The sequence below is a fragment of the Lacticaseibacillus hegangensis genome, from assembly GCF_003946465.1.
In the GTDB taxonomy this organism is placed as follows: Bacteria; Bacillota; Bacilli; order Lactobacillales; family Lactobacillaceae; genus Lacticaseibacillus; species Lacticaseibacillus hegangensis.
The window spans coordinates 38,281-58,872 of sequence record NZ_RHOL01000008.1; the positions used below are offsets into that span (position 1 = coordinate 38,281).

The 20,592-nt window shown below is 54.9% G+C and carries 22 protein-coding genes; 12 read left to right on the forward strand and 10 right to left on the reverse strand.

All coding sequences use genetic code 11. The features are described from left to right. The first annotated feature begins 20 nt into the window (after positions 1 to 20). Positions 21 to 614, forward strand: a complete 594-nt coding sequence (locus EKM86_RS03455; protein WP_125755120.1) for a DUF805 domain-containing protein — start codon at positions 21 to 23, stop codon at positions 612 to 614. A gap of 51 nt (positions 615 to 665) precedes the next feature. On the opposite strand, the gene EKM86_RS03460 is transcribed toward EKM86_RS03455, so the two are convergent. The 7 genes from EKM86_RS03460 to EKM86_RS03490 form a co-directional block, all read right to left on the reverse strand. After that, positions 666 to 1,607 (reverse strand): metal ABC transporter solute-binding protein, Zn/Mn family, encoded by a 942-nt coding sequence (locus EKM86_RS03460; protein WP_125755121.1) that lies wholly within the window; start codon positions 1,605 to 1,607, stop codon positions 666 to 668. Further along, entirely contained in the window at positions 1,608 to 2,495 is an 888-nt protein-coding gene (locus EKM86_RS03465) for a metal ABC transporter permease (protein WP_125755122.1), read from the reverse strand. Further along, positions 2,492 to 3,232, reverse strand: a complete 741-nt coding sequence (locus EKM86_RS03470) for a metal ABC transporter ATP-binding protein (RefSeq protein ID WP_125755123.1) — start codon at positions 3,230 to 3,232, stop codon at positions 2,492 to 2,494. Before EKM86_RS03470 ends, EKM86_RS03465 begins: the two co-directional genes overlap by 4 nt. Positions 3,233 to 3,368: 136 nt before the next feature. Beyond that, a complete protein-coding gene (locus EKM86_RS03475) occupies positions 3,369 to 3,677 on the reverse strand; it encodes an ArsR/SmtB family transcription factor (RefSeq protein WP_379909840.1) in 309 nt (102 codons plus the stop codon). Positions 3,678 to 3,689: 12 nt separating this feature from the next. Further along, positions 3,690 to 4,253: a cadmium resistance transporter gene (locus EKM86_RS03480; RefSeq protein ID WP_125755125.1), complete on the reverse strand. Its 564-nt coding sequence runs from the start codon at positions 4,251 to 4,253 to the stop codon at positions 3,690 to 3,692. 85 nt (positions 4,254 to 4,338) lie between these two features. Further along, positions 4,339 to 4,776: a universal stress protein gene (locus EKM86_RS03485; RefSeq protein ID WP_125755126.1), complete on the reverse strand. Its 438-nt coding sequence runs from the start codon at positions 4,774 to 4,776 to the stop codon at positions 4,339 to 4,341. Next, entirely contained in the window at positions 4,776 to 6,431 is a 1,656-nt protein-coding gene (locus tag EKM86_RS03490) for an Nramp family divalent metal transporter (protein WP_125755127.1), read from the reverse strand. The genes EKM86_RS03485 and EKM86_RS03490 overlap by 1 nt, the downstream gene beginning before the upstream one ends. 419 nt (positions 6,432 to 6,850) lie before the next feature. On the opposite strand from EKM86_RS03490, the gene EKM86_RS03495 reads away from it, so the two are divergent. The 3 genes from EKM86_RS03495 (at position 6,851) to EKM86_RS12330 (ending at position 8,490) form a co-directional block, all read left to right on the forward strand. Then, a complete protein-coding gene (locus tag EKM86_RS03495) occupies positions 6,851 to 7,519 on the forward strand; it encodes a VIT1/CCC1 transporter family protein (RefSeq protein ID WP_125755128.1) in 669 nt (222 codons plus the stop codon). Positions 7,520 to 7,534: 15 nt separating this feature from the next. Beyond that, a complete protein-coding gene (locus EKM86_RS03500) occupies positions 7,535 to 8,236 on the forward strand; it encodes a VIT1/CCC1 transporter family protein (protein ID WP_379909836.1) in 702 nt (233 codons plus the stop codon). 113 nt (positions 8,237 to 8,349) lie between these two features. After that, positions 8,350 to 8,490 carry a hypothetical protein gene (locus EKM86_RS12330; protein ID WP_156314368.1) on the forward strand — a complete coding sequence of 47 codons (141 nt, stop codon included), beginning with the start codon at positions 8,350 to 8,352 and terminating at the stop codon, positions 8,488 to 8,490. 76 nt (positions 8,491 to 8,566) lie between these two features. Here EKM86_RS12330 and EKM86_RS03505 read toward each other — a convergent pair whose 3' ends face one another. Next, on the reverse strand, positions 8,567 to 9,025 hold the full coding sequence (locus EKM86_RS03505) for an NUDIX hydrolase (protein WP_125755129.1): 459 nt from the start codon (positions 9,023 to 9,025) through the stop codon (positions 8,567 to 8,569). 122 nt (positions 9,026 to 9,147) lie between these two features. Between EKM86_RS03505 and EKM86_RS03510 the strand changes: the two genes are divergently transcribed. The 7 genes from EKM86_RS03510 to EKM86_RS03540 all read left to right on the forward strand — a co-directional run bounded on the left by EKM86_RS03510 (position 9,148) and on the right by EKM86_RS03540 (position 16,783). Then, complete coding sequence (locus EKM86_RS03510) at positions 9,148 to 9,669, forward strand: DUF3592 domain-containing protein (RefSeq protein WP_125755130.1); 522 nt, start codon at positions 9,148 to 9,150, stop codon at positions 9,667 to 9,669. Between the two features lie 210 nt (positions 9,670 to 9,879). Next, the gene (locus EKM86_RS03515; RefSeq protein WP_125755131.1) at positions 9,880 to 11,163 is read left to right on the forward strand and encodes an ABC transporter substrate-binding protein; all 1,284 of its coding nucleotides are present in this window, start codon (positions 9,880 to 9,882) and stop codon (positions 11,161 to 11,163) included. A gap of 120 nt (positions 11,164 to 11,283) precedes the next feature. Next, a complete protein-coding gene (locus tag EKM86_RS03520; RefSeq protein WP_125755132.1) occupies positions 11,284 to 12,222 on the forward strand; it encodes a 2-dehydropantoate 2-reductase in 939 nt (312 codons plus the stop codon). 379 nt (positions 12,223 to 12,601) lie between these two features. Beyond that, positions 12,602 to 13,309 (forward strand): AzlC family ABC transporter permease, encoded by a 708-nt coding sequence (locus EKM86_RS03525; RefSeq protein WP_125755133.1) that lies wholly within the window; start codon positions 12,602 to 12,604, stop codon positions 13,307 to 13,309. After that, the gene (locus EKM86_RS03530; RefSeq protein ID WP_125755134.1) at positions 13,302 to 13,631 is read left to right on the forward strand and encodes an AzlD domain-containing protein; all 330 of its coding nucleotides are present in this window, start codon (positions 13,302 to 13,304) and stop codon (positions 13,629 to 13,631) included. Before EKM86_RS03525 ends, EKM86_RS03530 begins: the two co-directional genes overlap by 8 nt. Positions 13,632 to 14,222: 591 nt before the next feature. Further along, positions 14,223 to 15,623 (forward strand): PTS cellobiose transporter subunit IIC, encoded by a 1,401-nt coding sequence (gene celB / locus EKM86_RS03535; RefSeq protein ID WP_125755135.1) that lies wholly within the window; start codon positions 14,223 to 14,225, stop codon positions 15,621 to 15,623. A gap of 131 nt (positions 15,624 to 15,754) precedes the next feature. Continuing rightward, positions 15,755 to 16,783 carry a Gfo/Idh/MocA family oxidoreductase gene (locus tag EKM86_RS03540; RefSeq protein ID WP_125755136.1) on the forward strand — a complete coding sequence of 343 codons (1,029 nt, stop codon included), beginning with the start codon at positions 15,755 to 15,757 and terminating at the stop codon, positions 16,781 to 16,783. Between the two features lie 57 nt (positions 16,784 to 16,840). Here EKM86_RS03540 and EKM86_RS12470 read toward each other — a convergent pair whose 3' ends face one another. Continuing rightward, positions 16,841 to 17,851 carry an LPXTG cell wall anchor domain-containing protein gene (locus tag EKM86_RS12470; protein WP_125755137.1) on the reverse strand — a complete coding sequence of 337 codons (1,011 nt, stop codon included), beginning with the start codon at positions 17,849 to 17,851 and terminating at the stop codon, positions 16,841 to 16,843. 168 nt (positions 17,852 to 18,019) lie between these two features. Between EKM86_RS12470 and EKM86_RS03550 the strand changes: the two genes are divergently transcribed. Continuing rightward, positions 18,020 to 19,051 carry a Gfo/Idh/MocA family oxidoreductase gene (locus EKM86_RS03550; protein ID WP_125755138.1) on the forward strand — a complete coding sequence of 344 codons (1,032 nt, stop codon included), beginning with the start codon at positions 18,020 to 18,022 and terminating at the stop codon, positions 19,049 to 19,051. A gap of 300 nt (positions 19,052 to 19,351) precedes the next feature. Here EKM86_RS03550 and EKM86_RS03555 read toward each other — a convergent pair whose 3' ends face one another. After that, complete coding sequence (locus EKM86_RS03555) at positions 19,352 to 20,569, reverse strand: hypothetical protein (protein ID WP_125755139.1); 1,218 nt, start codon at positions 20,567 to 20,569, stop codon at positions 19,352 to 19,354. Positions 20,570 to 20,592: the final 23 nt, after the last annotated feature.

A 20,592-nucleotide genomic window follows, 5' to 3' on the forward strand; every position in this document is an offset into this window, starting at 1 on the left:
AGCTTGAAGGAGAAAACCAAATGGCAATCAAATCTGAACAACCGGAGCAAGTCGCGGCGCACAATCGGTACTACCGCGCGACCGGCTTCACGTCGATCAAGGCGTTTTTTGGCAATTATGTGAATTTCAAGGGGCGGTCCAGTCGGAGTGAATACTGGTGGATCTCGCTGTTTCAGACCATTTTATCCATCATCGTGTTGATCGCGTTCCTCGGCGCGGTGGTTGGCGCCATCGCCGGCAGCAGCCAGGGAATCGATCCCAAGAAACTGTTTGCCAGCCTTGGGGCGGGCCTGGTGATTTTTCTGGTGCTGGTGGTCGTGTTCTACGTCGCCGTGATTCTGCCGAGCATTGGTTTAACGGTTCGGCGCTATCGCGATGGCGGAATCCCGTGGTGGATATTTCCCATTCAACTCATTGTGTACGGTGGCGCGCAGCTGATGAAAAGCGGCTCGACGGCCCAGAGCCTGGTGGAATGGGCGGCGCTGCTGTCTATGATCATCTTGGCACTGCTGCCGTCCAAGCCCTTGCCGGTTTCACATGACGGCTTCACCCAGGATGATGGTCTCGACTCGCGCATCGATCCGAGTGTGTTTGCTAACAAGGACGATGATTAGAAGTAGGAGTTGAATGCACCAAAAAAGAGGCCAGCGCGGCCTCTTTTTGCGTTACGCCTTACTCAGGCCTTCGTGGATCTTTTCCAGGTTCCACTTCATCATGTCGTAGTACGTGTCACCAGTCGTGCCGGCTTTGGCCAGCGAGTCGGTGAACAGCTGGGCGTGGATCGGCAGGCCGGTGTCCTGCGCGATTTTAGTCATCGACTTAGGGGAAACGGAGGTCTCGACGAACAGGCTGCGCACGTCGCTGTCGGCGATTTTGGCCAGCACGGCCTTCATCTGCGAAGGCGACCCCTGGGACTCGGAGTTCAGCTCCCAAATGTAGGCTGGGGTCAGGTCATAGGCGGCGCCGAAGTACTTAAACGCGCCTTCTGACGTGATCAGAACGCGGCGGTCTTTCGGCAGGTCCTGAAACTGGCGCTGGGCGGATTCGTGCAAGGTCGCAAGCTTGTTGGTGTAGGCTGCCGCGTTTTGCTGATAAAAGGGGGCGTTTTGCGGGTCTTTTTCAGCCAAAATGGCGGCGATGGTCCGCACGTACTGAATGCCGTTGGCCAGATCAAGCCAGGCGTGAGGATCTTGTTCTTTCGGATTGGTCGTCAGGTGGCGGGGCCGCACGCCGGCACTGGCCGCGAAAACCTCCTGGTCAAAGTGCTTGCCTGAAGTCTCGACCAACTTGGTGAACCAGCCGCTGCCGCCGGTTTCCAGGTTCAGGCCGTTGTGGAACAGCACGTCGGCTTCGACGGAGGCGGCGATGTCGGCAGGCCGCGGTTCGTATTCGTGAGGGTCGGTGCCGCGGGCGACAATCGGATAGACTTCGACCTTATCCTTGCCGACTTGCTGCACCATATCCTCGAGAATCGAATTGGTGGTGACGACGTGCAGCTTGCCAGTGGGTGCGTCGGCGTGCGGCCGGTCGGTCCGGGTGGTCAAAAACATGGCGACGCCGGCAATCATGACGGTGACGCTGAACAGCGTGAGCCAAAAGCGGCGCATTTAGAGCACCTCCTCGGATTCGGGCAGCTGGGTCGCCGGCCGCCGCACGCGCGTTTTTAACCGCACGAAGCCTTGCTTGGGCGCCAGGACGAAGGACAGCAGGAACAGCGCGGCGGCGACCAGCACGATCGCCGGGCCGGACGCCCAGTTGAAGGTGTAGCTGAGGTACAGGCCGACGGTGGCAGAGACGGCGCCGATTGCCGCCGAGAGCCCAAGCATGACGGGCAGCCGGTTCGTCCAGAGAAACGCGGTGGCGGCCGGCGTGATCAGCATTGCGACCACCAAGATGATGCCGACGGTTTGGAGCGCCGATACGGTGACCAGCGTCAGCACCAGCATTAGGCTGTAGTGGATGACCTGGACTTTGAGGCCGTATGTCTGCGCGAACACCGGGTCAAACGAGGTGATCTGCAGCTCTTTGTAAAAGGTCACCACAAACAGCAGCACGATGCCGAGTACCACGGCGGTGGTCATGATGTCGCCATCCGACACGGCGAGGATGTTCCCGAACAAAATGTGGTTCAGGTTCACCGCGCTGCCAGCCGCGGCGATCAGGATAAAGCCTAGCGCGTAAAATGCTGAGAACACAATGCCGATCGACGTGTCGGTTTTGAGCTTGCTGTGGGTCGAGACAAAACCGATGAGCAGGGCCGCGATGATGCCGAAAACCGACGCACCGATCAGCAGGTTAATGCCGAGCATGTAGGCAATCGCGACCCCTGGCAGCACCGCGTGGGAAATCGCGTCACCCATCAGCGACATGCCGCGCAGAATGATGAAGGCGCCGATGATGCCGGACATGATACCGACCATGATCGCAGCCAGCAGGGCGCTTTGGAGGAAGCCGTAGCGGCCCAGCGCGGTGATGAATTCGGTAATGGTCGTCATTGCGCCACCTCCTGCTGGTCGAACAGGACCGCCGACAAGTCTGGGGAAAAGGCGCGCGTGATGTTGGCTGCGGTGTAGACCTGCCCGACTGGCCCGTAGTCGATGATGCCATGGTTCATCACGACCAGGTCGTCAAAGTACTGGAAGACCTTGTTCAAGTCGTGGTGCACAATGATGATCGTTTTGCCAGCGTCGCGCCACTCCTTCAGGATCGCCATGATGGTAGTTTCGCTTTGCAGGTCGATGCCGACAAAAGGCTCATCGAGGATGATGAGGTCGGCGTCTTGCACGATGGCGCGGGCGACGAACACGCGCTGGAGCTGGCCCCCGGATAGGTTGCCGATTTGGCGCTGGGCAAATGCACCCAGCTGAACTTGTTCAAGGGCGGCCTTGGCTTGGGCTTTTTCCTCGCGGCCGGGATGGTTGAAGAGGCCGAGGCGCGCGTACGTGCCAGTCAGTACGACGTCGAAGGCACTGATGGGGAACGTCAGGTCTAAGTCCTTACGCTGCTCGACGTATGCGATGCGGCGCTTGAAGGCGCTCAGCGAGCGGCCGTTGAACGTGGCTGTGCCGTGTTGCTTTTTGATCAGGCCGAGTGCGGCCTTGATCAGCGTTGATTTTCCTGCACCATTGGGACCGATGATGCCAGTGATTTTGCCTGCGTCGAAGGTGACGGTCGCATCAGTGAACACTGGTGTGGCATCGTAAGCAACGGTGAGGTCCGTGAGTTGAAGCATGGAACCCCTCCTTAGTTTTAGGCGTGGCTAAACTTTTCTCAACCTAAGCATATCAGGTGGAGCGAATTTGCGCAACCAAAATAGGCCGTGCCACCACCTCAGGCAGAGGGGATGACGCGGTCTCAATTCGGTGGGTTTATAGTTTGACGGGCTGGCCGGCAGTTCCATGTGAAACATGGGCCAGCATGGCGTCGACCACGGTCAGCACGTGCGGCTCGTCCAGGATGTAATACACATGGCGGCCGACCCGGCGGCGCGAGACCAGCCGATACCGATACAGCATCGCCAGCTGGTGAGAGACCTGCGGCTGATCGATGTCTAACCCTTCGACGATGGTCGTGACATCAGCCTCGCGATTTTTGAGGAAATACAGGATGCGGACGCGGGTGTCGTTGCTGAGGACCTTGAAGATCCTCACCGCTTCCGCTAATTGTTGCGCATTCATTTGGGCCATCTCCTAGACTAGGGCAAGCAAGTGGGAGATCAAACCGCTGTCCCAAAAGACCCAGAGCCCCACGGCCGCGTAACACACGCGCATCAGCGTTTCACCATGGGCCTTCATCACCGCCGCCAGCTGCGGCACGCGGCCGATCAGGTTGATGACCAGGACCACCGCGACGGCCAGCAGGGCAATGAAGACCAGCGTGACTCCAAAGTGAGCCAACGTCTCGCCGGCCAGGACCGGCAGGAAAATCGACAGGTTGCAGCCGGCGCAGACGGACAGGTAGGTCAGGAACACCGAGGCGACTGCCGAGCTTTGCGTGCGCGGCTGATCCGCATCGTGGTCTTGCCGCAGCGCCATGTACAGCGGCAGGACGCCGAGGACGCCCAGCGCCCATTCGGGTACCAGCAGCGCCAGTGTTTTGCCGATCGCAAAGCTCAAGGTCATCAGCACAGTGACGCCGAGCAGGTAGCCCAGGATCACTGCGCCGCGCGAGTATCGCTTGAGCAGGAACAGCAGCATGAAGAAAAAGTCTAAGTTCACACTGAGAAAAGTCAGCGTGAGGAGCCAGTAGTTCATAAGCGACTTCCTAACTTGTTATATGTTTTATGTTGCATATGTCCGCTAAAAACAAAGCCCGAAAATTTCCCGGGCAATGTTTGCGTTACTCGCGTACCACCAGCACGGAGCACGGCGCGTATTTCGCCATGTAGGCCGCCTGAGAGCCAAAGTGCCGGGCGATGCCTTTTTTGGCGGCGGCGCCGATCACCAGCAGATCCGGCTGGTACTTGGGGATCAGCGTTTTGACGATCGTTTCGCCGGCGTCGCCTTCGCCGATCACGGCGCGGACGTCCTTGATGCCGGCCTTTTCGGCGAGCTGGACGTATTCGGACAAGTGCTGCTCGAGGTCCTTGCGCTCGCCGTGCACGTAATCCTTCGACAGGGCTTCGTACACGTTCATTTCATCACTTTCCATGATTGTCGTGATCACGAGGCTGGCGCCGTCGACACGGGCGCGGTGGATCGCGTACTGAAACGCGGCCAAGGCGTCGGCCGAGTCATCAACGCCAACGAGGATCTTGTGATAGTCATCTTCTGACATCAGCGATTATCCTCCTTTTTTTGTTGATCTTCAGCAGTTTCTTCAGCGCGCTCCTGCTTGACCATTTCGTCGGCAGACTTGCCGGCAGCCAGCAGGTCGTCGCGTGACATCCCGGACGCGATCAGCGCCTGGTTGCCTTTGTACATGTCGTACATGCACCAAGCGAGCAGTAGTAGGATCAGCACGATGGCAACGTAAGCGGCCATGTGCGCTTCGCTGGCCATGCTTGGGCTGACAAAATCAGCGAAGGCATCGGGCAGGTTGAGCATGTTGAGGAAGGTCAAGCCAATGACTGAGACCCAGCCGCAAATTTTGACCCAAAGCCGGTTTTTGAAGCGAGCGCCCATTTCGGCCTTGGAATCCACCATCAGAAGCAGTGGCAGCATGGAAAATGGCAGGGCGAATGCGAGGAAGACCTGAGAATCGTTCATTAAATTGTTCAGCGCTTCGTGTTCGGCGACCGGTGACAGGTTGCGGGTCATCCACACGCAGACCAGCACAGGAATGACGGAAATCAACCGGGTGACCAAGCGCCGGGCCCACAGCGGCATTTTCATGTGGACGAAGCCTTCCATGATGACCTGCCCTGACAGGGTCCCGGTGATGGTCGAGTTCTGGCCGGAAGCCAGCAACGCGACGGCAAACAGCGTTGAAAGAATGCCAGACTTAGCAACGGCGATCAAAATGCCGTTGGAAAGGACCGAAGTGTCGGACAGTGCCTTATATAGGCCGAAGAAGGACGGATCCTTGACGGCGCCGCTCTTGAAGACGGCGACCCCCATGATCAAAAGCAAAGAGTTCACGACGAAGGCAACGGATAGCTGGATGTTGGAATCCCACTGGCTGAAGCGCACGGACTGGGCGACTTGGTCTTCATCGTCGTGGTCGATCTTGCGTGTTTGCGAAATCGCCGAGTGTAGGTACAGGTTGTGGGGCATGACTGTGGCCCCAATAATACCCAGCGCGCCGGACAGCGGCGTCATGCCGTTGACCGTTGGGTGAGAAGCAATCGTGCCCGCCGATGGGACCAACCCTTTGATCGCGGCCGCCCAATCAGGCCGGCTCAGCGCCACCTGATAGGCGAAGACAAACAGGATCACGAGGATCAGCGCCACCACAATGGCTTCGATTTTGCGGAAACCAATTTTGGTCAGGAGCAATAATAGCAGCACATCAAATACGGTAATGAAAACATCAATGACCAACGGAATGCCGAACATCAGGTACAGTGCAATGGCCGCGCCGATGACTTCTGCGATATCAGTCGCCATGATGGCGAGCTCAGTCATGATCCATAGGACAATGCCAAGTGCTTTGCTGGTCCGAGCCCGAATGGCCTGGGCCAAATCCATTTGCGTCACAATGCCAAGTTTAGCCGCCATATTTTGGAGCAACATCGCGATTAAACTTGAAATTAGGATGATGGACATCAGGAGGTACCCGAAGTTTTGCCCCCCGGTGATACTGGTCGACCAGTTACCTGGATCCATGTAACCGACGGCAACCAAAGCCCCGGGACCTGAATAAGCCAGTAGTGTACGCCAGAAGCCTTTGCCTTTTGGCACTTCGACGGTGCCGTTGATCTCCTCCAGTGAGGGCCCATTCGCGTACTCAATGAGCTTGCGCTTTTTGGGTGTTGCAGCTGTTTCTTTCAATATCCCCAATCCTTTCTGAAATCACCCTCAGTATACCCCTGAAGTTTTCTCTGTAAAGCATTTTGTTAGGATTACCTAACAAAACTTTTCAACAGAAGCATGCAAATATGCGTTATATGCCAATAATACCGGGGATTCTAAGCACTTGGGTTATTTTTGTATCCCTAACAAAAAGGTAGTAAAAGCGATTCATCAACACATGAAAAAGAATATTCGGCGGATGAAAAACTTGAAAATACTGAGCTGGTTGCCCATCCACGGGCATATATGGAAGAACTATCGTAAATCCGTGAGAACCCGCCAATCCCCTTTATTTAGGATACCCAAACAAAACCAGCTTAATGCTTTACAATGGGGAAGGTGAGACTTAGACTGGCTTATGTACATATTAGAATGGTTACAAATTGTGGGGTGGAACCATGAAGCTATCAGAAAAGGTCAACGTGCTGCGCGCCAGTGTCATGGGCGCTAACGACGGCATCGTATCGGTGGCCGGAATCGTCATCGGCGTGGCCGGCGCGACGGCCAACAACTACGCGATCCTGATTTCCGGACTGTCCGGTATGCTTGCCGGCACCGTGTCCATGGCGATGGGCGAGTACGTTTCCGTGAACGCCGAGCGCGACGGGCAAAAACGCGCGATCACTGAAGAAAGCCGCGCACTGGATGACGATTATCAGGGTGAGTTCGATTTCATCCAGCACAAGTATATGAAGACAGGCATCTCCGGCGACCTGGCAAAAAAGGCCACCGGCGAGATGCTGAGCCGCGACCCGCTGAACGTGGCCGTGCGCGAACGGTTCGGGTTCGATTCCGGCGAGACCACCAGCGCGGTCGCAGCCGCCGTGTCCTCCATGATTGCCTTCCCGACGGGGTCGATCCTGCCGCTGGTGGCGATCACCCTGTTCCCGCCGGCCATCAAGCTGTGGGCCACGGTCGTTGCGGTGGTCATTGCGCTGACCATCACCGGTTACATCGCCGCGGCGCTGGGTAACGCGAACCGCTGGAAGGCGGCGCTGCGTAACGTGGTGTCAGGGCTCTTGACGATGGCCGTGACCTACTGGATCGGCACGCTGTTTGCGCATTAAAGGGAAGCGGTCACGATGATGAAGACGATCAATAAACCAAAAACTAAAGATAAGCAGACCATGGCCGAGCGTGCGAACACGCTGCGGGCCGGCGTTCTGGGCGCCAATGACGGCATTTTAACCGTCGTCGGGGTGCTGTTTTCCGTGGCGGCGGCGACCACCAATCAGTTCACGATTTTCATCGCGGGGCTGTCGGACCTGTTGGCCTGCGCCTTTTCCATGGCGTCCGGCGAGTACGCCTCGGTGTCGTCGCAAAAGGACACCGAAAAGGCGGTCGTGGCCGAGGAGTCACGGCTGCTTGAAACGGATCCAGCCGGCGAGAAGCAGGCGGTGGCGGACTACTATGTCGCGCGCGGGGTCACGGCCGAAACGGCGGGGCAAATCGCCGATCAGCTGCTGCACGAAGATGCGCTGGGCACGGTGATCCGCGTCAAGTACGGGCTGAAAAAGGACCACTACATGAACCCGTGGTACGCCGCGTTTGCGTCCCTAGTGTCTGCGGCGTCCGGCGGCATTTTTCCGCTGTTTGCGATGACGGTGGCGCCGGTGGCCTGGCAGTGGCCGGCGACCATTCTCGCCGTCATTCCGTCGGTGTCCCTGACCGGTTACCTGTCCGCGAAGCTCGGCAACGGCCTGGTGAAAAACGCGATGATCCGTAACGTGGTCGTCGGTATCATCACCATGATCATTCACTACGGCATCGGGCAGCTGATGTAAAACTGTGCCGCGGGGCGATCATTTCCCGGGTGATGTGGTATGGTGGGATTGTACCAAGATGTTTGGACGACCTAAAAAACGGCCAGTAGACCCTGAGAAAGGGAGCGAAAGACATGGCGGAAGCAAACGAGCAGCCCATGATTGATGCGGCAACTCAAATGCAGCTGAGGGATCAGACGGAATGCGAAAGGATGATTGACGGTTTTCTTTTGCAAAATCTGGTCACGATGACCAACCAGTCTTATTTAGCCTAATTCACGGCGCAACATGGCGCAGTGAAACACAAACGCACCGCTCGAAAACCATTCGGGCGGTGCGTTTGCGTGTACGCTAGCAGTGCTTGGCGGCGTACGCGACCATGTCTGCGTTTTGCTGGTTCAGCAGCGGCGGTAGGGCGTCCAGTGGCCAGTATTTCATCTCCGTGGTTTCGTTCGGGTCGGCCTCTTCGAAGCTGCCGCCGACCTGCTTGACTTCGTAGAGCATGGCGATGGTCTGGCAGACGTCGCCGTTGGGGTAAATCGTTTCGCCCTGGTCGAAGCAGTGAAGCTGGCGCACGATTGCGACATCGAGGCCGCTGTCTTCCTTATACTCGCGGACCAGCGTTTGTGCATAGGTTTCGCCGTACTCCATGTAGCCGCCCGGCAGGCTCCAGGTCCCGTTATCCGTGCGGTGGTTGAGCAAGACCTCGCGCTTGTCGTTCAGCAGGATGCCGGCCGCGCAGTTGAGGATCAGCGGCATGTGGCCAACCTTGGCGCGGATCGCTTTGATGTAGCCGTAAGTTTCTGGCATGTGGCGCCTCCTTTTCCTTCTAGCATACGCCCATTATCGCCCAGTGGCATTATGGGAAACTGACCTGCAGAGCGCCTGCCACTGTGTTATTTTTACATAAGCAAAATCATTGGAGGGCGACGATGTTAAAGCAAGGTTTTTCGTTTTTGGGGCGGTTTTTTGCGGTGAACGGGTGGGCATCGCTGGTCTTGCTGCTGGCCGTGCTGTATTTGATTCAGCAAACCTGGCCGCTGGTGTGGGACCTGTATCTGAAAAGTATTCGGCGGACCGTTACCGGCCACTACATCGATTACTTTAATCTCAACACCAGCAGCGACGTCGGCAACACCTCTATTCCCGAAACCGAGCACTTCCGCCGCTTCGACTACGAATACGAGGGGCAGCGCTGGCGCGGCCGCGAGCGTGGCAGTGTCAGTGAGGACCAGGCCAAGCAGTCAGTCGGCCAAAGTGTCACCGTCTACGTGGACCCGCGGCACATCAAACGCGGCCGCACCGCCTGGGATATCGATGACCAGTCCGTGTTTGTCCCGTTCAAAATCGTCGCCGCGGTCGTGATCATTGGCGTGATTGCGTGGGGCATGAAGGATACCTACCTGTGGAAGTTGGGCTGGCGCATGATTGGACTCGGCCTGCGGCGGTTGTGACGCTTCAGCGCTCAAGTGGAAGATGGGTACGCTTTCAGCAAGTGACCGCCCGGACTTGGCCCGATTTTCAGCCAAAGCCGCTTGGCCGAATGGACCGAAGTTTGGAAAAAATTTCACGAATCTGAGCATATCCCTTTCATTTTCGGGCAAAAGTCTGCATAATGTCTAATGACAAGACACCATATTTTTTCATATTTGGAGGAGTTTAATATGACTAAACGCATGAGCCGTGTGCTCGCGTTAGCATTTGGCGCACTTTTGACAGTCGGCTTGGTCGGCTGTGGCAACAGCAGCAGTCAGTCCGAGGCGGAGCCGGTGAAAATCACGTACTGGCACCGCATGACCGGGTCGTGGAACAAGGCCCAGCAGAAGACCATCGATGATTTCAACAAGAGTCAAAGCAAGTACAAGGTCGTCGCGACCAGCCAGGGCAGCTATGACGCCCTGCAGCAAAAGCTGATGGCTGCGGCCAAGAGCAAGACCCTGCCGGTCATGGCGCAGGCGCCGACCACCAACATCGGCGATTACGTCAAAAATGACTTCCTAATCCCGTGGGATTCGCAGATGCTGCACGGCAGCAACAAGCTGTCCGCCGCCCAGCTCAGCGACATCTACCCGAGCTTCCTGAAGGCCGGCGAGTACAAGGGCAAGTATTACGGCCTGCCGTACTCCGAGTCGACGCAGGTCCTGTTTTACAACGAGACCCTGATGAAGAAGTACAACCTGACCATGCCGAAGACCTGGGATGACATTGAAAAAATGGGTCCGGCCCTCAAGAAGGACGGCCTCGCTACGCTGGCGATGGACCAGTCCTACGACGTCCAGCTTGAAGGCATGGCGATGCAGGCCGGCCACAAGCTGATCACGGCGGACGGCAAGGCCAACCTGAACGCACCGACCACGCTGGCGGCGGTCGACAAGATCCTCAGCCTGCGCAAGGCCGGGTACGTCAAGACGGCGGGGACTGATTACTACTTCACCGTTGCCTTCAGCCAGCAAAAGGCTGTGTTTGGCATCGGCAGCTCCAGCTCCATCGGTTCCGTGCAGGCGCCGAAGAGCATGAAGTGGGGCACCGCGACTGTGCCGAGCTTCGCTAACGATTCTGTCGCCGAGCCGCTCAACGGGAACGACAACGTGCTGTTCAAGGGCGCAAGCAAGGCCCAGCAGCAAGGGGCTTGGGCTTTCCAAAAATTCCTGCTGAAAAAGCAGAACGCGGCATACTGGGCCAAGAAGTCCGGCTACGTGCCGATCACCAAGAGCGCCACGCAGTCCGCGACCTACCAGAACTACCTGAAGGCCAACCCGACCTTTAAGGCCGCCGTCGACGCGTCCGACACTGCGTTTGCCTCGACTGTCTTCGCCGGCTACGGCGACTACCGCAATGACCTGATGGATACCGTCGACAGCACGATCTCCAAGGGGACTTCCGGCAAGGATGCGTTTGATGCGCTGCAGAAGAAGACTGAAGCGATTTTGAAAGAGAATCAGAACTAACTTCATCGCAAACCGATCACCCGAGTCACTTCATGACTCGGGTGAATTTTTGTCTTACGGGCGAGGGTTACGCGTTTTACCCTGAGCGCGGTAAAATGAACAGTGAAAGAAGATGTTGATATGAAGATCACAGTACTCGGCGTCGGCGGTATGGGCAGCCGGTTCGCCATCATGCTGCATAAGGCGGGCAACGACGTCACGCTGGTCGACGGCTGGCAGGCCAATGTCGACGCGATTCGCAAGGATGGTATCCAGGCCGAATTCAACGGCAAGCAAGTCACTGAAAAAATGCCGGTGTACACTCCGGCCGAAATCGACAAAAGTGGCATTAAGGCTGACCTGATCGTCGTCTTCCTGAAGTCCAATCAGCTCGAAGGCATGTTTGAGCAGGTTAAAGCGCTGATCCACCCGGACACTTACGTGCTTTGCCTGTTGAACGGTATTGGCCACGAGGATGTGCTGGAAAAGTTTGTCGCCAAGGATCACCTGATCCTCGGCATCACGATGTGGACGGCTGGCATGACTGGCCCAGGTCACGTGGTGCTGGTCGGCGACGGCGAAGTCGAACTGCAGAACTTCGAGCCTGCCGGCAAGGATTTCGCGCTGCAAGTCGTCGACGTGTTCAAAGGGGCCGGCCTGAACCCGAAGTACAGTGACAACGTGAAATACTCGATTTGGCGCAAGGCCTGCGTTAACGGCACGCTGAACGTCTTGTGCGCGCTGCTGGATTGTAACATTGGTGAGTTCGGCAAGACCCGCGAAGCACCTGACCTGCTGCACACCATCATTGGTGAGTTTGCAGCAGTCGCCAAGCACGAAGGCGTCGAGCTCGATCAGGCCGAGGTTTACGATCACGTCTCGGCGACCTTCACCGCCGACATTGCGGATCACTATCCATCCATGCATCAAGACCTCGTGCAGCACCACCGCGTGACCGAGGTCGACTTCATTGATGGCGCCGTGGCGCGCAAGGGTAAGAAGTACGGGATCGCCACCCCGTATTGCACGCTGTTGACCCAGCTGATCCATGCCAAGGAGCAGTTGGTCGGGGCGAAATAGGCTGGAAAATAGCACGACAAAAGCGCTGGCACAATATGCCGGCGCTTTTGTGTTACACGTGGAACGGTGATTGGAACTAGGAAGTTCCTTCCTGTTTAACAGTGTGCTAGAAGTCATTGTGTCTCGCATATGGAGAGGCAGATGAAGATTAGCGGAAGGCGTGGTTGAACGCCAATTTGCGGCAGCAGGAAAAACTGAGTGGCATCATTCTTCGATGGGCACCACACCGATTTTTTCGTTCTGGCCCGAGGGCACCGCGCACTGGCGACCATCGCCGACGATTCAGCCGCCACCCAAGTGTCAACGAATTTGCTTGAATCCTCCCTGATTATTGGTACACTAATTCTAATTACTTTTTAATGGTCTGGGGGCGACGGCAGTGACAGGTGACTTATCTTTTCGTGCGGGGTTGAAAGACGTGTTGCCGACGGTATTTGGCTACATCGGCGTCGGGCTCGCGTTCGGCGTTGTCGCGCACACCGCCGGTATCGCCTGGTGGCTGGTCGCGCTGATGTCGCTGATCGTCTACGGCGGGTCGGTGCAATTCGTACTGGCGACGATGCTGGCTGCCGCGAGTCCCATCAGCGCGATGTTGGTGTCTGCCATTTTGATCAACTCCCGCATGAGCCTGATGAGCATGACTGTCGCGCCGTACATTAAAGAGGAATCGCTGCTGCAGAACATCATGATTGGGACGCTACTGACCGACGAGACGTTCGCGCTGTCGATGAACAAGGTCAACTACACCGATCACAAGCTGAAGCCGGCGTGGTTTCACGCGGCTAACGTCGGCGCGTATCTCGTGTGGATGCTGGCGACGGTGGTCGGGGCGCTACTCGGCGGGCTGATTCCGAACCCGAACGCGTTTGGCCTGGATTTTGCCGCGGTCGCAATGTTCATCGGGCTCTTGTATCTGCAGATGATTGGTGACCGCAGTAAGCCGCTGGTGCGCCAGGCGCAGATCGTAGTCGTGGTCATGGTGATGATGTACGTGCTGATGCGCTTTTTCCCGGGGTCGACGGCGATGCTGATCGCAACGGTGGCCGGCTGCCTGATTGGAATGGGGGTCGAGCGCGCGCATGTCTAATTCATATGTCCTGATGACGATCCTCGCGTGCGGTTTTGCACTGTGGCTGCTAAAAGTCGTGCCGCTGATCCTGGCAAAAGCATTCCGCTTCCCCAAGCCGCTGGTGCAATTCCTGTCGTTTGTCCCGATTGCGATTTTTGCCGCGATCATCGCTGAAAATATCTTCGTTTATCACCAAGGCGCCTGGCCGGGCATCAACTGGGAGAACCTGCTGGCGTCGGTGCCGGCGGTGATCACGGCTGTGGTGTCCAAGAGTCTGCTGGCGGTCGTGATCGTTGGCGTCGTCGCGATGGCGCTGATCCGGCTGCTCGGCTGGGGATGAAAATGCACTGACCACTTTGTAGAGGTTGGTGCATTTTTTGCAGTTTAATAGCGCCATAGCAGCGTTTTGACTCTGAATGATTAGAAACGAGGTGGCTGGAATAAAGTCGATAGGCAACTTGGATGGCTGACGGCAGAGAAGGATTTTGAGTTAAATATTTTTCTTGCAATTGTCTGAGAAAGCGTTTCAAGAATGTCACAAGTGACAGATTGAGTCTTGATCCGGACGCTTGAGAATTGAGGTAACAGTTGAGATTGTAGGTATAGGCGCTTTTTTGTAAATTAAACGTTGTAAAGGCAACCTTGAACCGTCCAATTGTAAAGACTATATTCGGAATGAGGGGCAATTGTTCTTCAACCGTTCAAATGCGCATGGAAGATAAGGTACACATTGCTCCTTCGTCTTTTTTTGAGATAAGGCTGGCGCTCGTGAACCAAGCGGAAGAGGAGTCGGTTCTTGATTTGCCCGGGTTGATTCACTGCTTTCCAAATGATCATTGGGGAGCAAGATCTTATTTTTAAATAGAATTGATGAAAGGAGAACTATGTGCACCTTCCTCAGTCTTCCGCAGGTATATAGCAGGTGAAAAATATGACTGATGCAGGTAATTCCGGCAAGTCATTTAAGGACAAGATTGGCGACTGGGCCGGACGTTTCTCCGGTTCTCGCTTCGTCCGTGCAATTATGCAAGCCGGTTATAGTGTCATTACGTTCTCAATTGTTGGGGCTATGTTTTTAATTCTGACCGTGCTGCCACAAGCGTTTCCGATTCCAGGATTTGCCGCGTGGTACGCAAATACGATTGGGCGTTTCACAAACTTATTCCAGGTAGTCTTTAACTCTACCATGGGGATTCTGGCGCTTGTGTTCTCTGGTACGTTCACGTATACGTATACAAAGATCTACCGTGATGAAGAGCACATTGCTTTAAATCCTCTCTATGGCCTTTGGTTGTTCATGATGGGCATGTTTATTACGGTGCCTCAACTAGTCTGGAAGGGTGGCATGATTCAGTTTGTCACTTCACTAAACAAAAATAATATTATCGGTGGGGGCTATGCGGTTTCTGCTGGCGGCATTACTCGGATCGGTTCAGTTGGGATTTTCACGGGGTTAGTTGTTGGTTGGATTACCGTGCAAATCTATCGGTTTACGATTAAGCATGACTGGCGGATCAAGATGCCGAGTTCAGTCCCAGAAGGCGTTTCAAATTCATTTAGTGCATTGATTCCTGGTGCTTGCGTTGCGGTTGTAATCACGTTGTTGAATTTGATTCTGATTCTTGCCGGGACGGATATCTTCAAGGTTCTTTACATTCCATTTTCTTTCATCAGCAATATTGCTGATACGTGGTGGGGCTTTCTGTTTATTATGTTTCTGGCTCAGTTCCTTTGGTGGTTCGGGGTTCATGGCGCGACTATCACGTCTTCGTTCTTTACTCCAATTACCTTGGCTAACGTTGCCGCCAATGTTCGCGGTGCGCACTATTTCTTTGCCGGCGATCCTGTCAATGCGTTTGTTACCATTGGCGGTTCGGGCGCGACACTAGGGCTCGCAATCTGGTTGGCAACGCGTGCGAAGTCTGTGCAACTAAAGGAAATTGGTCGAGTCGAAATTGTACCAGCTGTCTTTAATATTAATGAGCCAATTCTTTTCGGGTTGCCGATTGTCTACAACATTCAGCTGTTCATTCCCTTTATCTGCGCACCACTGGTTTCAGGCGCGATTGCCTATATTGCAATTACGACCAGACTGGTACCGAAGATTATTCTCCAGCAACCATGGCCTACTCCAGTTGGCTTGAGTGGGTTCATTGCTACAGCCAGTTGGAAAGGTGCTGTGCTTTCTGTGGTTTGCGCGATTTCTGCCTTTCTTGTTTGGTACCCATTCATTCGGCACTATGATCATATGTTGTTGATGAACGAACAATCGGCAGACGCTAAAAAAGAGGCAGAAACACCAGCGGAAAAACCTGCAACGGCTGATAATTAGTCGATATTTGCTTTTATCAGATCACCCCGAGCTACCTCGGGGTGTTTTTTGGAAGCTTAGTTTATCGATGATGAAGGTAGTTTACAAAGTCTGAGCATTTTATAGTATTCGATGATACGGGAGGTATTGATTTGTTGAATATAGCGTATATTGGCAACGGTAAGAGCGCCAACCGTTATCACATTCCTTTTTCCCGACGCGTGAATGAAATTCGAATTAGCAAGATATTTTCTCCAGTTGAAACTCCCTGGCAGAAGATTCCTGATGTTGTTTATGTGAGTGATTTGGATTCCATATTAAATGATTCAAAAATTCAGGTTGTGGTTATCTGCACACCACCACAAACCCACTATGATTTGGCAACACGGGCTTTGCAGCACGGAAAGAATGTTGTCCTGGAGAAACCCTTCACTAGCAGCGTTGCCGAGGCCAAAGCGCTTTTTGCTTTGGCGCATAAGCAGGGTGTATTGCTTGAGGCCTATCAGAATCGACGTTTCGACGGTGACTTTCTGACGGTTCAAAAGGTAATTAAGAGTGGTAAATTGGGAAATGTGTATGAAGTTGAGGACAACTTTGATTACTATCGGCCGCAGCAGTCCGAGCAAGTTACGAAGTATGATCGATTTAGCACCTTTTTGTACGGCCATGCCTGCCATACGGTTGACCAGGTAATTTCTTTTTGGGGCGCACCCAAGAATGTACACTACGATGTACGGCAACTACTTGGCAAAAACCACATGAGCGACTATTTTGACTTGGATCTCTATTATCCTAATCAGTTAAAAGTTGAAGTTAAGTCAAGTTACTTCAGACTAAATTATCGTCCTTCGTTTGTAGTTTATGGCACCAAGGGTCGTTTTATACATGAATTACCGGATATTCAGGAGAAACAGTTGAAGGAGTTCTACATGCCTATAGCTGAACATCCTGACTTTGGAGTGGAAACCCCTGATCGGTGGGGGAAACTTTCGTATATTTCGAAAGACGGCACTTACCACGAAGAGAAGGTCCCGACCGAGAAAGGAAACTACAGTCTATACTATGAAGGTTTGGTTGATACTCTCGAGCATGGGGCGAAACCAATTGTTTCAGAAGATGAAACGTTAGCGCTAATGACGGTTCTGGAGAATGGGGCAAAAGAACAAGAAGGTCAACTTTAAGTTAAAAATGAGCTTATCCTCTGTGTGAGTGAGGTAAGCTCATTTTTTGTTGTCGGATTACACGTGTCTTTTGTGTAAAAGAGCGATGGCAGTTTCCAACAGGGTGATTAATCCGAAGGCAGTGATGGCAGTATTATATTGCTCACCCGTTTGCGGCAGTTTGTTTCGGTGTTGGTTCTGGTTACTCAAAGTGTTCCTGGGATTGGTTGGTTGCTTGTTTGAAACGGAATGAATCGGACTAGGATTTTGCGTATGATCCGGGGCTGGCGCCGGTTTCGGCTTGGGCTCTGGCTCAGGTTTGGGTTCAGGCTTCAGTTGAGGCTTGGACTCTGGCTGTGGCTCTGGCTTGGACTCAGGTTTTGGTTCTGGTTTTGGTTCTGGCTTTGGTTCTGGTTTTGGTTCTGGCTCTGGTTTTGGTTCTGGTTTCGGTTCAGGTTTTGGCTCCGGTTTCGGCTCTGGTTTTGGTTCAGGCTTCGGTTCAGGTTTTGGCTCTGGCTTTGGTTCGGGTTTCGGTTCAGGTTTCGGTTCAGGTTTCGGTTCTGGTTTCTCCGGCACGCTCTGCGCGACAATGACGAAAGTTTGCCCGTGGCCGTATTTACTGTTTTTGCCGCCATCGGTGCGCTCAATGTGGATGTATGAGACAACGGGGATCGTGCTCGTTTCGCCGTGAATGGTGATGCTGAAGTGGATCGTAAAGCTGCCTTTGGCTGCCGTTGGATCGTCCGAAGTGGCGCTGCCCAAGACTTGCACCTTCACGTTGGGATTGTCCGAGATGAGTGTCAGGTGCTCGAGCGGCAGTCGGCCATCGGCACCATAGTAGCCGACAGCACAGGTGCCTTGGTAAGTTTTGTCAGCGGTCACCTTCATGACGTCTGAGTTGTGAGCGACGCCGTCGATCTTGAAATCAAAACTGCTGGGATAAAATATTGCCGCGACGTTAGGTGCTAGCTTTGTGGCGGCTGCCCGGGCTGTCACGGCTGTTGCGGCGTGTGTGGTTTGTGGGTTGACTGGTGCGACGCCGAGCAGCGCCAAGGCGCTAACGGCGGTGAACAAAGTACGCTTTTTCATGAGTATAATCCTCCTATCAGGGGGATTGTAACAGGCAGTCTAGACCAATGCTATCGTTTTAAGCGAACCCCAACTGAAGTTTCATGCCTCGCTCATTCGGCCTGGCTTTTGTATTTCCGCGCCGGTTCGGCTAAAGTTAACGTGAACGATTTCATGGGAGGTAATACGATGATCACAATGGCTTATATAGGCAACGGCAAGGCGACAAACCGCTACCACTTGCCTTTTTCCCAGCAGGTGAAGGACATCCGGGTGAAGACGATTTATGCGCGGCACGACGACTCACCGTGGGCCAAGCTGCCAGACGTTAAGTACACCACGAACATCAATGACATCTGGGACGACCCGGAGATTCAGCTGGTTGCAATCACCACGCCGCCCCAGGTCCATTTTGAGCTCGCCAAAGCCGCTCTGGACCATGGCAAGAACGTTCTGCTGGAAAAGCCGTTCACGGCCACGGCCCACGAGGCGCGTGAGCTGTTCGACTACGCCAAGCAAAAGGGGCTGCTGCTGGAAGGCTACCAGAACCGCCGCTTCGATTCGGATTTTCTCACGGTGCAAAAAGTGATCGAGTCTGGCAAGCTGGGCAAGGTCTATGAAGTCGAGGATAATTTTGACTACTACCGCGCGGCCGCGGTGGAAAAGAGTACAGGGTATTCGCGGTTGGGCAGTTTCCTGTACGGCCACGCCGTGCACACGATGGATCAGGTGCTGTCCTACTGGGGTACGCCGGTCAGCGTCGACTACGATGTGCGCCAGCTGCTGGGGCCGGATCACATGGCCGATTATTTCGACATCGGCATGCACTACCCGAACAGCCTGAAGGTGTCGGTCAAGTCGAGCTTCTTCCGCCTGAATTACCGCCCGTCGTTTGTGGTGTACGGCACCCGCGGCCGCTTTCTGAAGCAAGAAACTGACCAGCAGGAAGCCATGATGAAAAAGTTCTACATGCCGGGGCCTGACCACCCCGACTTCGGTGTCGACCGGCCGGATCAGTACGGCACGTTGTCCTACCTCGACGACGCGGGTCAGTACCACGAGGAAAAGGTCGTGTCCGAAGTTGGCGGCTACCAGAAGTATTACGAAGCGCTGGCCGACACCTTGGAAAATGGTGCCGCACCGGTGGTCACACCGGAGCAGACGGTCACGCTGATGACGCTGCTGGAACAAGGCGCCGAGCAGATTGAGGCGACGTTGTAGGAGAGGTCCCGCCGAGGCGGGGCTTTTTTCGTGCAGTGCGTGGGCGACCCAAGTGTTACTGAGAAAAAATCTAGAAAGCGCTTGCACAAGCTGTCATTCATCTGTTAAACTATATTTATGCAAGACATAAGCAACCTCCAATAAGAGACACCAGTTCCAAGCGTCCTTTCTTACCATCTTTTCCTCCTCCTATTAGGAAAGATAGCGAAGCAGCGGGTAACCGTTGCTTTTTTGTTTTGCAATCAAAAAGCGTCACCCTCAGGTCGGGATGACGCATGCATTAGTTCATGGCGTTTGAAGTTAGAAAAACATGGCGCACGCATCAGCGGCGGCGGGGTCGTCAATCTTGGCGAGCTGCTGCCAAACGGTGTAGCTCAGACTGGCGCGCGTGTCGATGCTGGCGTCCAGGTAGTGCGCAATGGCGTGTTGATACGCTGCCGGGAAGTGGTTATAACGGGCGAAATCGCACAGCCGCGATAGAAGGCCAATTGCCCGTTCCTGACAGATCGAGTTGTCTCGCGGGTCCTCCAGCGCAATCTGATCGTTGAGGAGTCGCGACTCAGCCAGGCGAGCTTCGAACTCGTCGGCCTCGAGGAGCGGCTGAGTGGCGAAAAGGAGGGCCAGGCTTTGGACGAGCCGCAGCTGATCCGCGGTGACGCCCGTGGCGGTGTTGGGATTCAGGTCGAAGCCGCGCAGTTCGAGGTGGGAGACGCCTTCGGTCAGCAGCGCGCGCGGATCCTTTCCCTTTCTGCTCTTCAGCCGCACTGGTTCGTAGTATTGGCCTGGCGCCAGCAGCTCGCCCTTCTCGAGTGCCTCTTCGATGCGAGCAACGTAGCCAGGGACCGAATTGTAGTCACCGTGAATGTTGGTCGGGAACCCCAGTGGACTGCTACGGAGGCTGCGGACCGGGTGCGCTGGCGCATCACCTGGGAAATATCCGGCAAACGCCAGCGGGGTCGCGCCGAAGAGATACGTGAACAGCCAGCGGTGGAGCATGAAGTATTGCGCCAGGTGCACGTACAGGTCATCGGTCGTCGCAAAGTCCGTCAGGCGAAGCAGTTCTACCAGCGCCTGCTCGCTGAAGCTGAGGTTGACATGGATGCCAGTGTTGAGAATGCGGCGCAGGTCATAGATGTGACTGAGGCGCTCGCGATAGTCATAAGTCTCTGCCGGTTGCCTGGAGATATGCTTTTGCGCCAGCATCTCTGACAGAGGTGGGGGGCAACTGTAAGGCCAGAGCCGTTCGTCTGGTGCCAGGTGGCTCGCGGCTGCGCGAATAATCTGGTCTCCGTGCGCGAGGTTTTTGTCGACGACGGGTTCGACCGGCAGCGGGAACTCGATCTGCGCATTGAAGAATTCGTGCTCAACAAAATCGCGCATGTCTGCGCTGAAGTTGGTGGGGAACGGTCGCTCGCTCAGCCGGTTTTGCGGATCGACACGGACCTTCTCCACCTCGATGCCAAGGTTCGTGTGGCGCGCCACGATCTCGTCAAGAGTAATCTTGCTTGCAGCTTGCATAGTCAATTCAACCACCTCGCTCA

Bases quoted from the DNA above. Each gene is read 5' to 3' on its own strand.
- EKM86_RS12470 (WP_125755137.1), bottom strand. From the start codon at position 17,851: ATGAAAAAGCGTACTTTGTTCACCGCCGTTAGCGCCTTGGCGCTGCTC.
- EKM86_RS03455 (WP_125755120.1), top strand. From the start codon at position 21: ATGGCAATCAAATCTGAACAACCGGAGCAAGTCGCGGCGCACAATCGG.
- EKM86_RS03495 (WP_125755128.1), top strand. From the start codon at position 6,851: ATGAAGCTATCAGAAAAGGTCAACGTGCTGCGCGCCAGTGTCATGGGC.
- celB (WP_125755135.1), top strand. From the start codon at position 14,223: ATGACTGATGCAGGTAATTCCGGCAAGTCATTTAAGGACAAGATTGGC.
- EKM86_RS03510 (WP_125755130.1), top strand. From the start codon at position 9,148: ATGTTAAAGCAAGGTTTTTCGTTTTTGGGGCGGTTTTTTGCGGTGAAC.
- EKM86_RS03550 (WP_125755138.1), top strand. From the start codon at position 18,020: ATGATCACAATGGCTTATATAGGCAACGGCAAGGCGACAAACCGCTAC.
- EKM86_RS03555 (WP_125755139.1), bottom strand. From the start codon at position 20,569: ATGCAAGCTGCAAGCAAGATTACTCTTGACGAGATCGTGGCGCGCCAC.
- EKM86_RS03500 (WP_379909836.1), top strand. From the start codon at position 7,535: ATGATGAAGACGATCAATAAACCAAAAACTAAAGATAAGCAGACCATG.
- EKM86_RS03475 (WP_379909840.1), bottom strand. From the start codon at position 3,677: ATGAATGCGCAACAATTAGCGGAAGCGGTGAGGATCTTCAAGGTCCTC.
- EKM86_RS03460 (WP_125755121.1), bottom strand. From the start codon at position 1,607: ATGCGCCGCTTTTGGCTCACGCTGTTCAGCGTCACCGTCATGATTGCC.
- EKM86_RS03520 (WP_125755132.1), top strand. From the start codon at position 11,284: ATGAAGATCACAGTACTCGGCGTCGGCGGTATGGGCAGCCGGTTCGCC.
- EKM86_RS03515 (WP_125755131.1), top strand. From the start codon at position 9,880: ATGACTAAACGCATGAGCCGTGTGCTCGCGTTAGCATTTGGCGCACTT.
- EKM86_RS03485 (WP_125755126.1), bottom strand. From the start codon at position 4,776: ATGTCAGAAGATGACTATCACAAGATCCTCGTTGGCGTTGATGACTCG.
- EKM86_RS03470 (WP_125755123.1), bottom strand. From the start codon at position 3,232: ATGCTTCAACTCACGGACCTCACCGTTGCTTACGATGCCACACCAGTG.
- EKM86_RS03530 (WP_125755134.1), top strand. From the start codon at position 13,302: ATGTCTAATTCATATGTCCTGATGACGATCCTCGCGTGCGGTTTTGCA.
- EKM86_RS12330 (WP_156314368.1), top strand. From the start codon at position 8,350: ATGGCGGAAGCAAACGAGCAGCCCATGATTGATGCGGCAACTCAAATG.
- EKM86_RS03465 (WP_125755122.1), bottom strand. From the start codon at position 2,495: ATGACGACCATTACCGAATTCATCACCGCGCTGGGCCGCTACGGCTTC.
- EKM86_RS03480 (WP_125755125.1), bottom strand. From the start codon at position 4,253: ATGAACTACTGGCTCCTCACGCTGACTTTTCTCAGTGTGAACTTAGAC.
- EKM86_RS03505 (WP_125755129.1), bottom strand. From the start codon at position 9,025: ATGCCAGAAACTTACGGCTACATCAAAGCGATCCGCGCCAAGGTTGGC.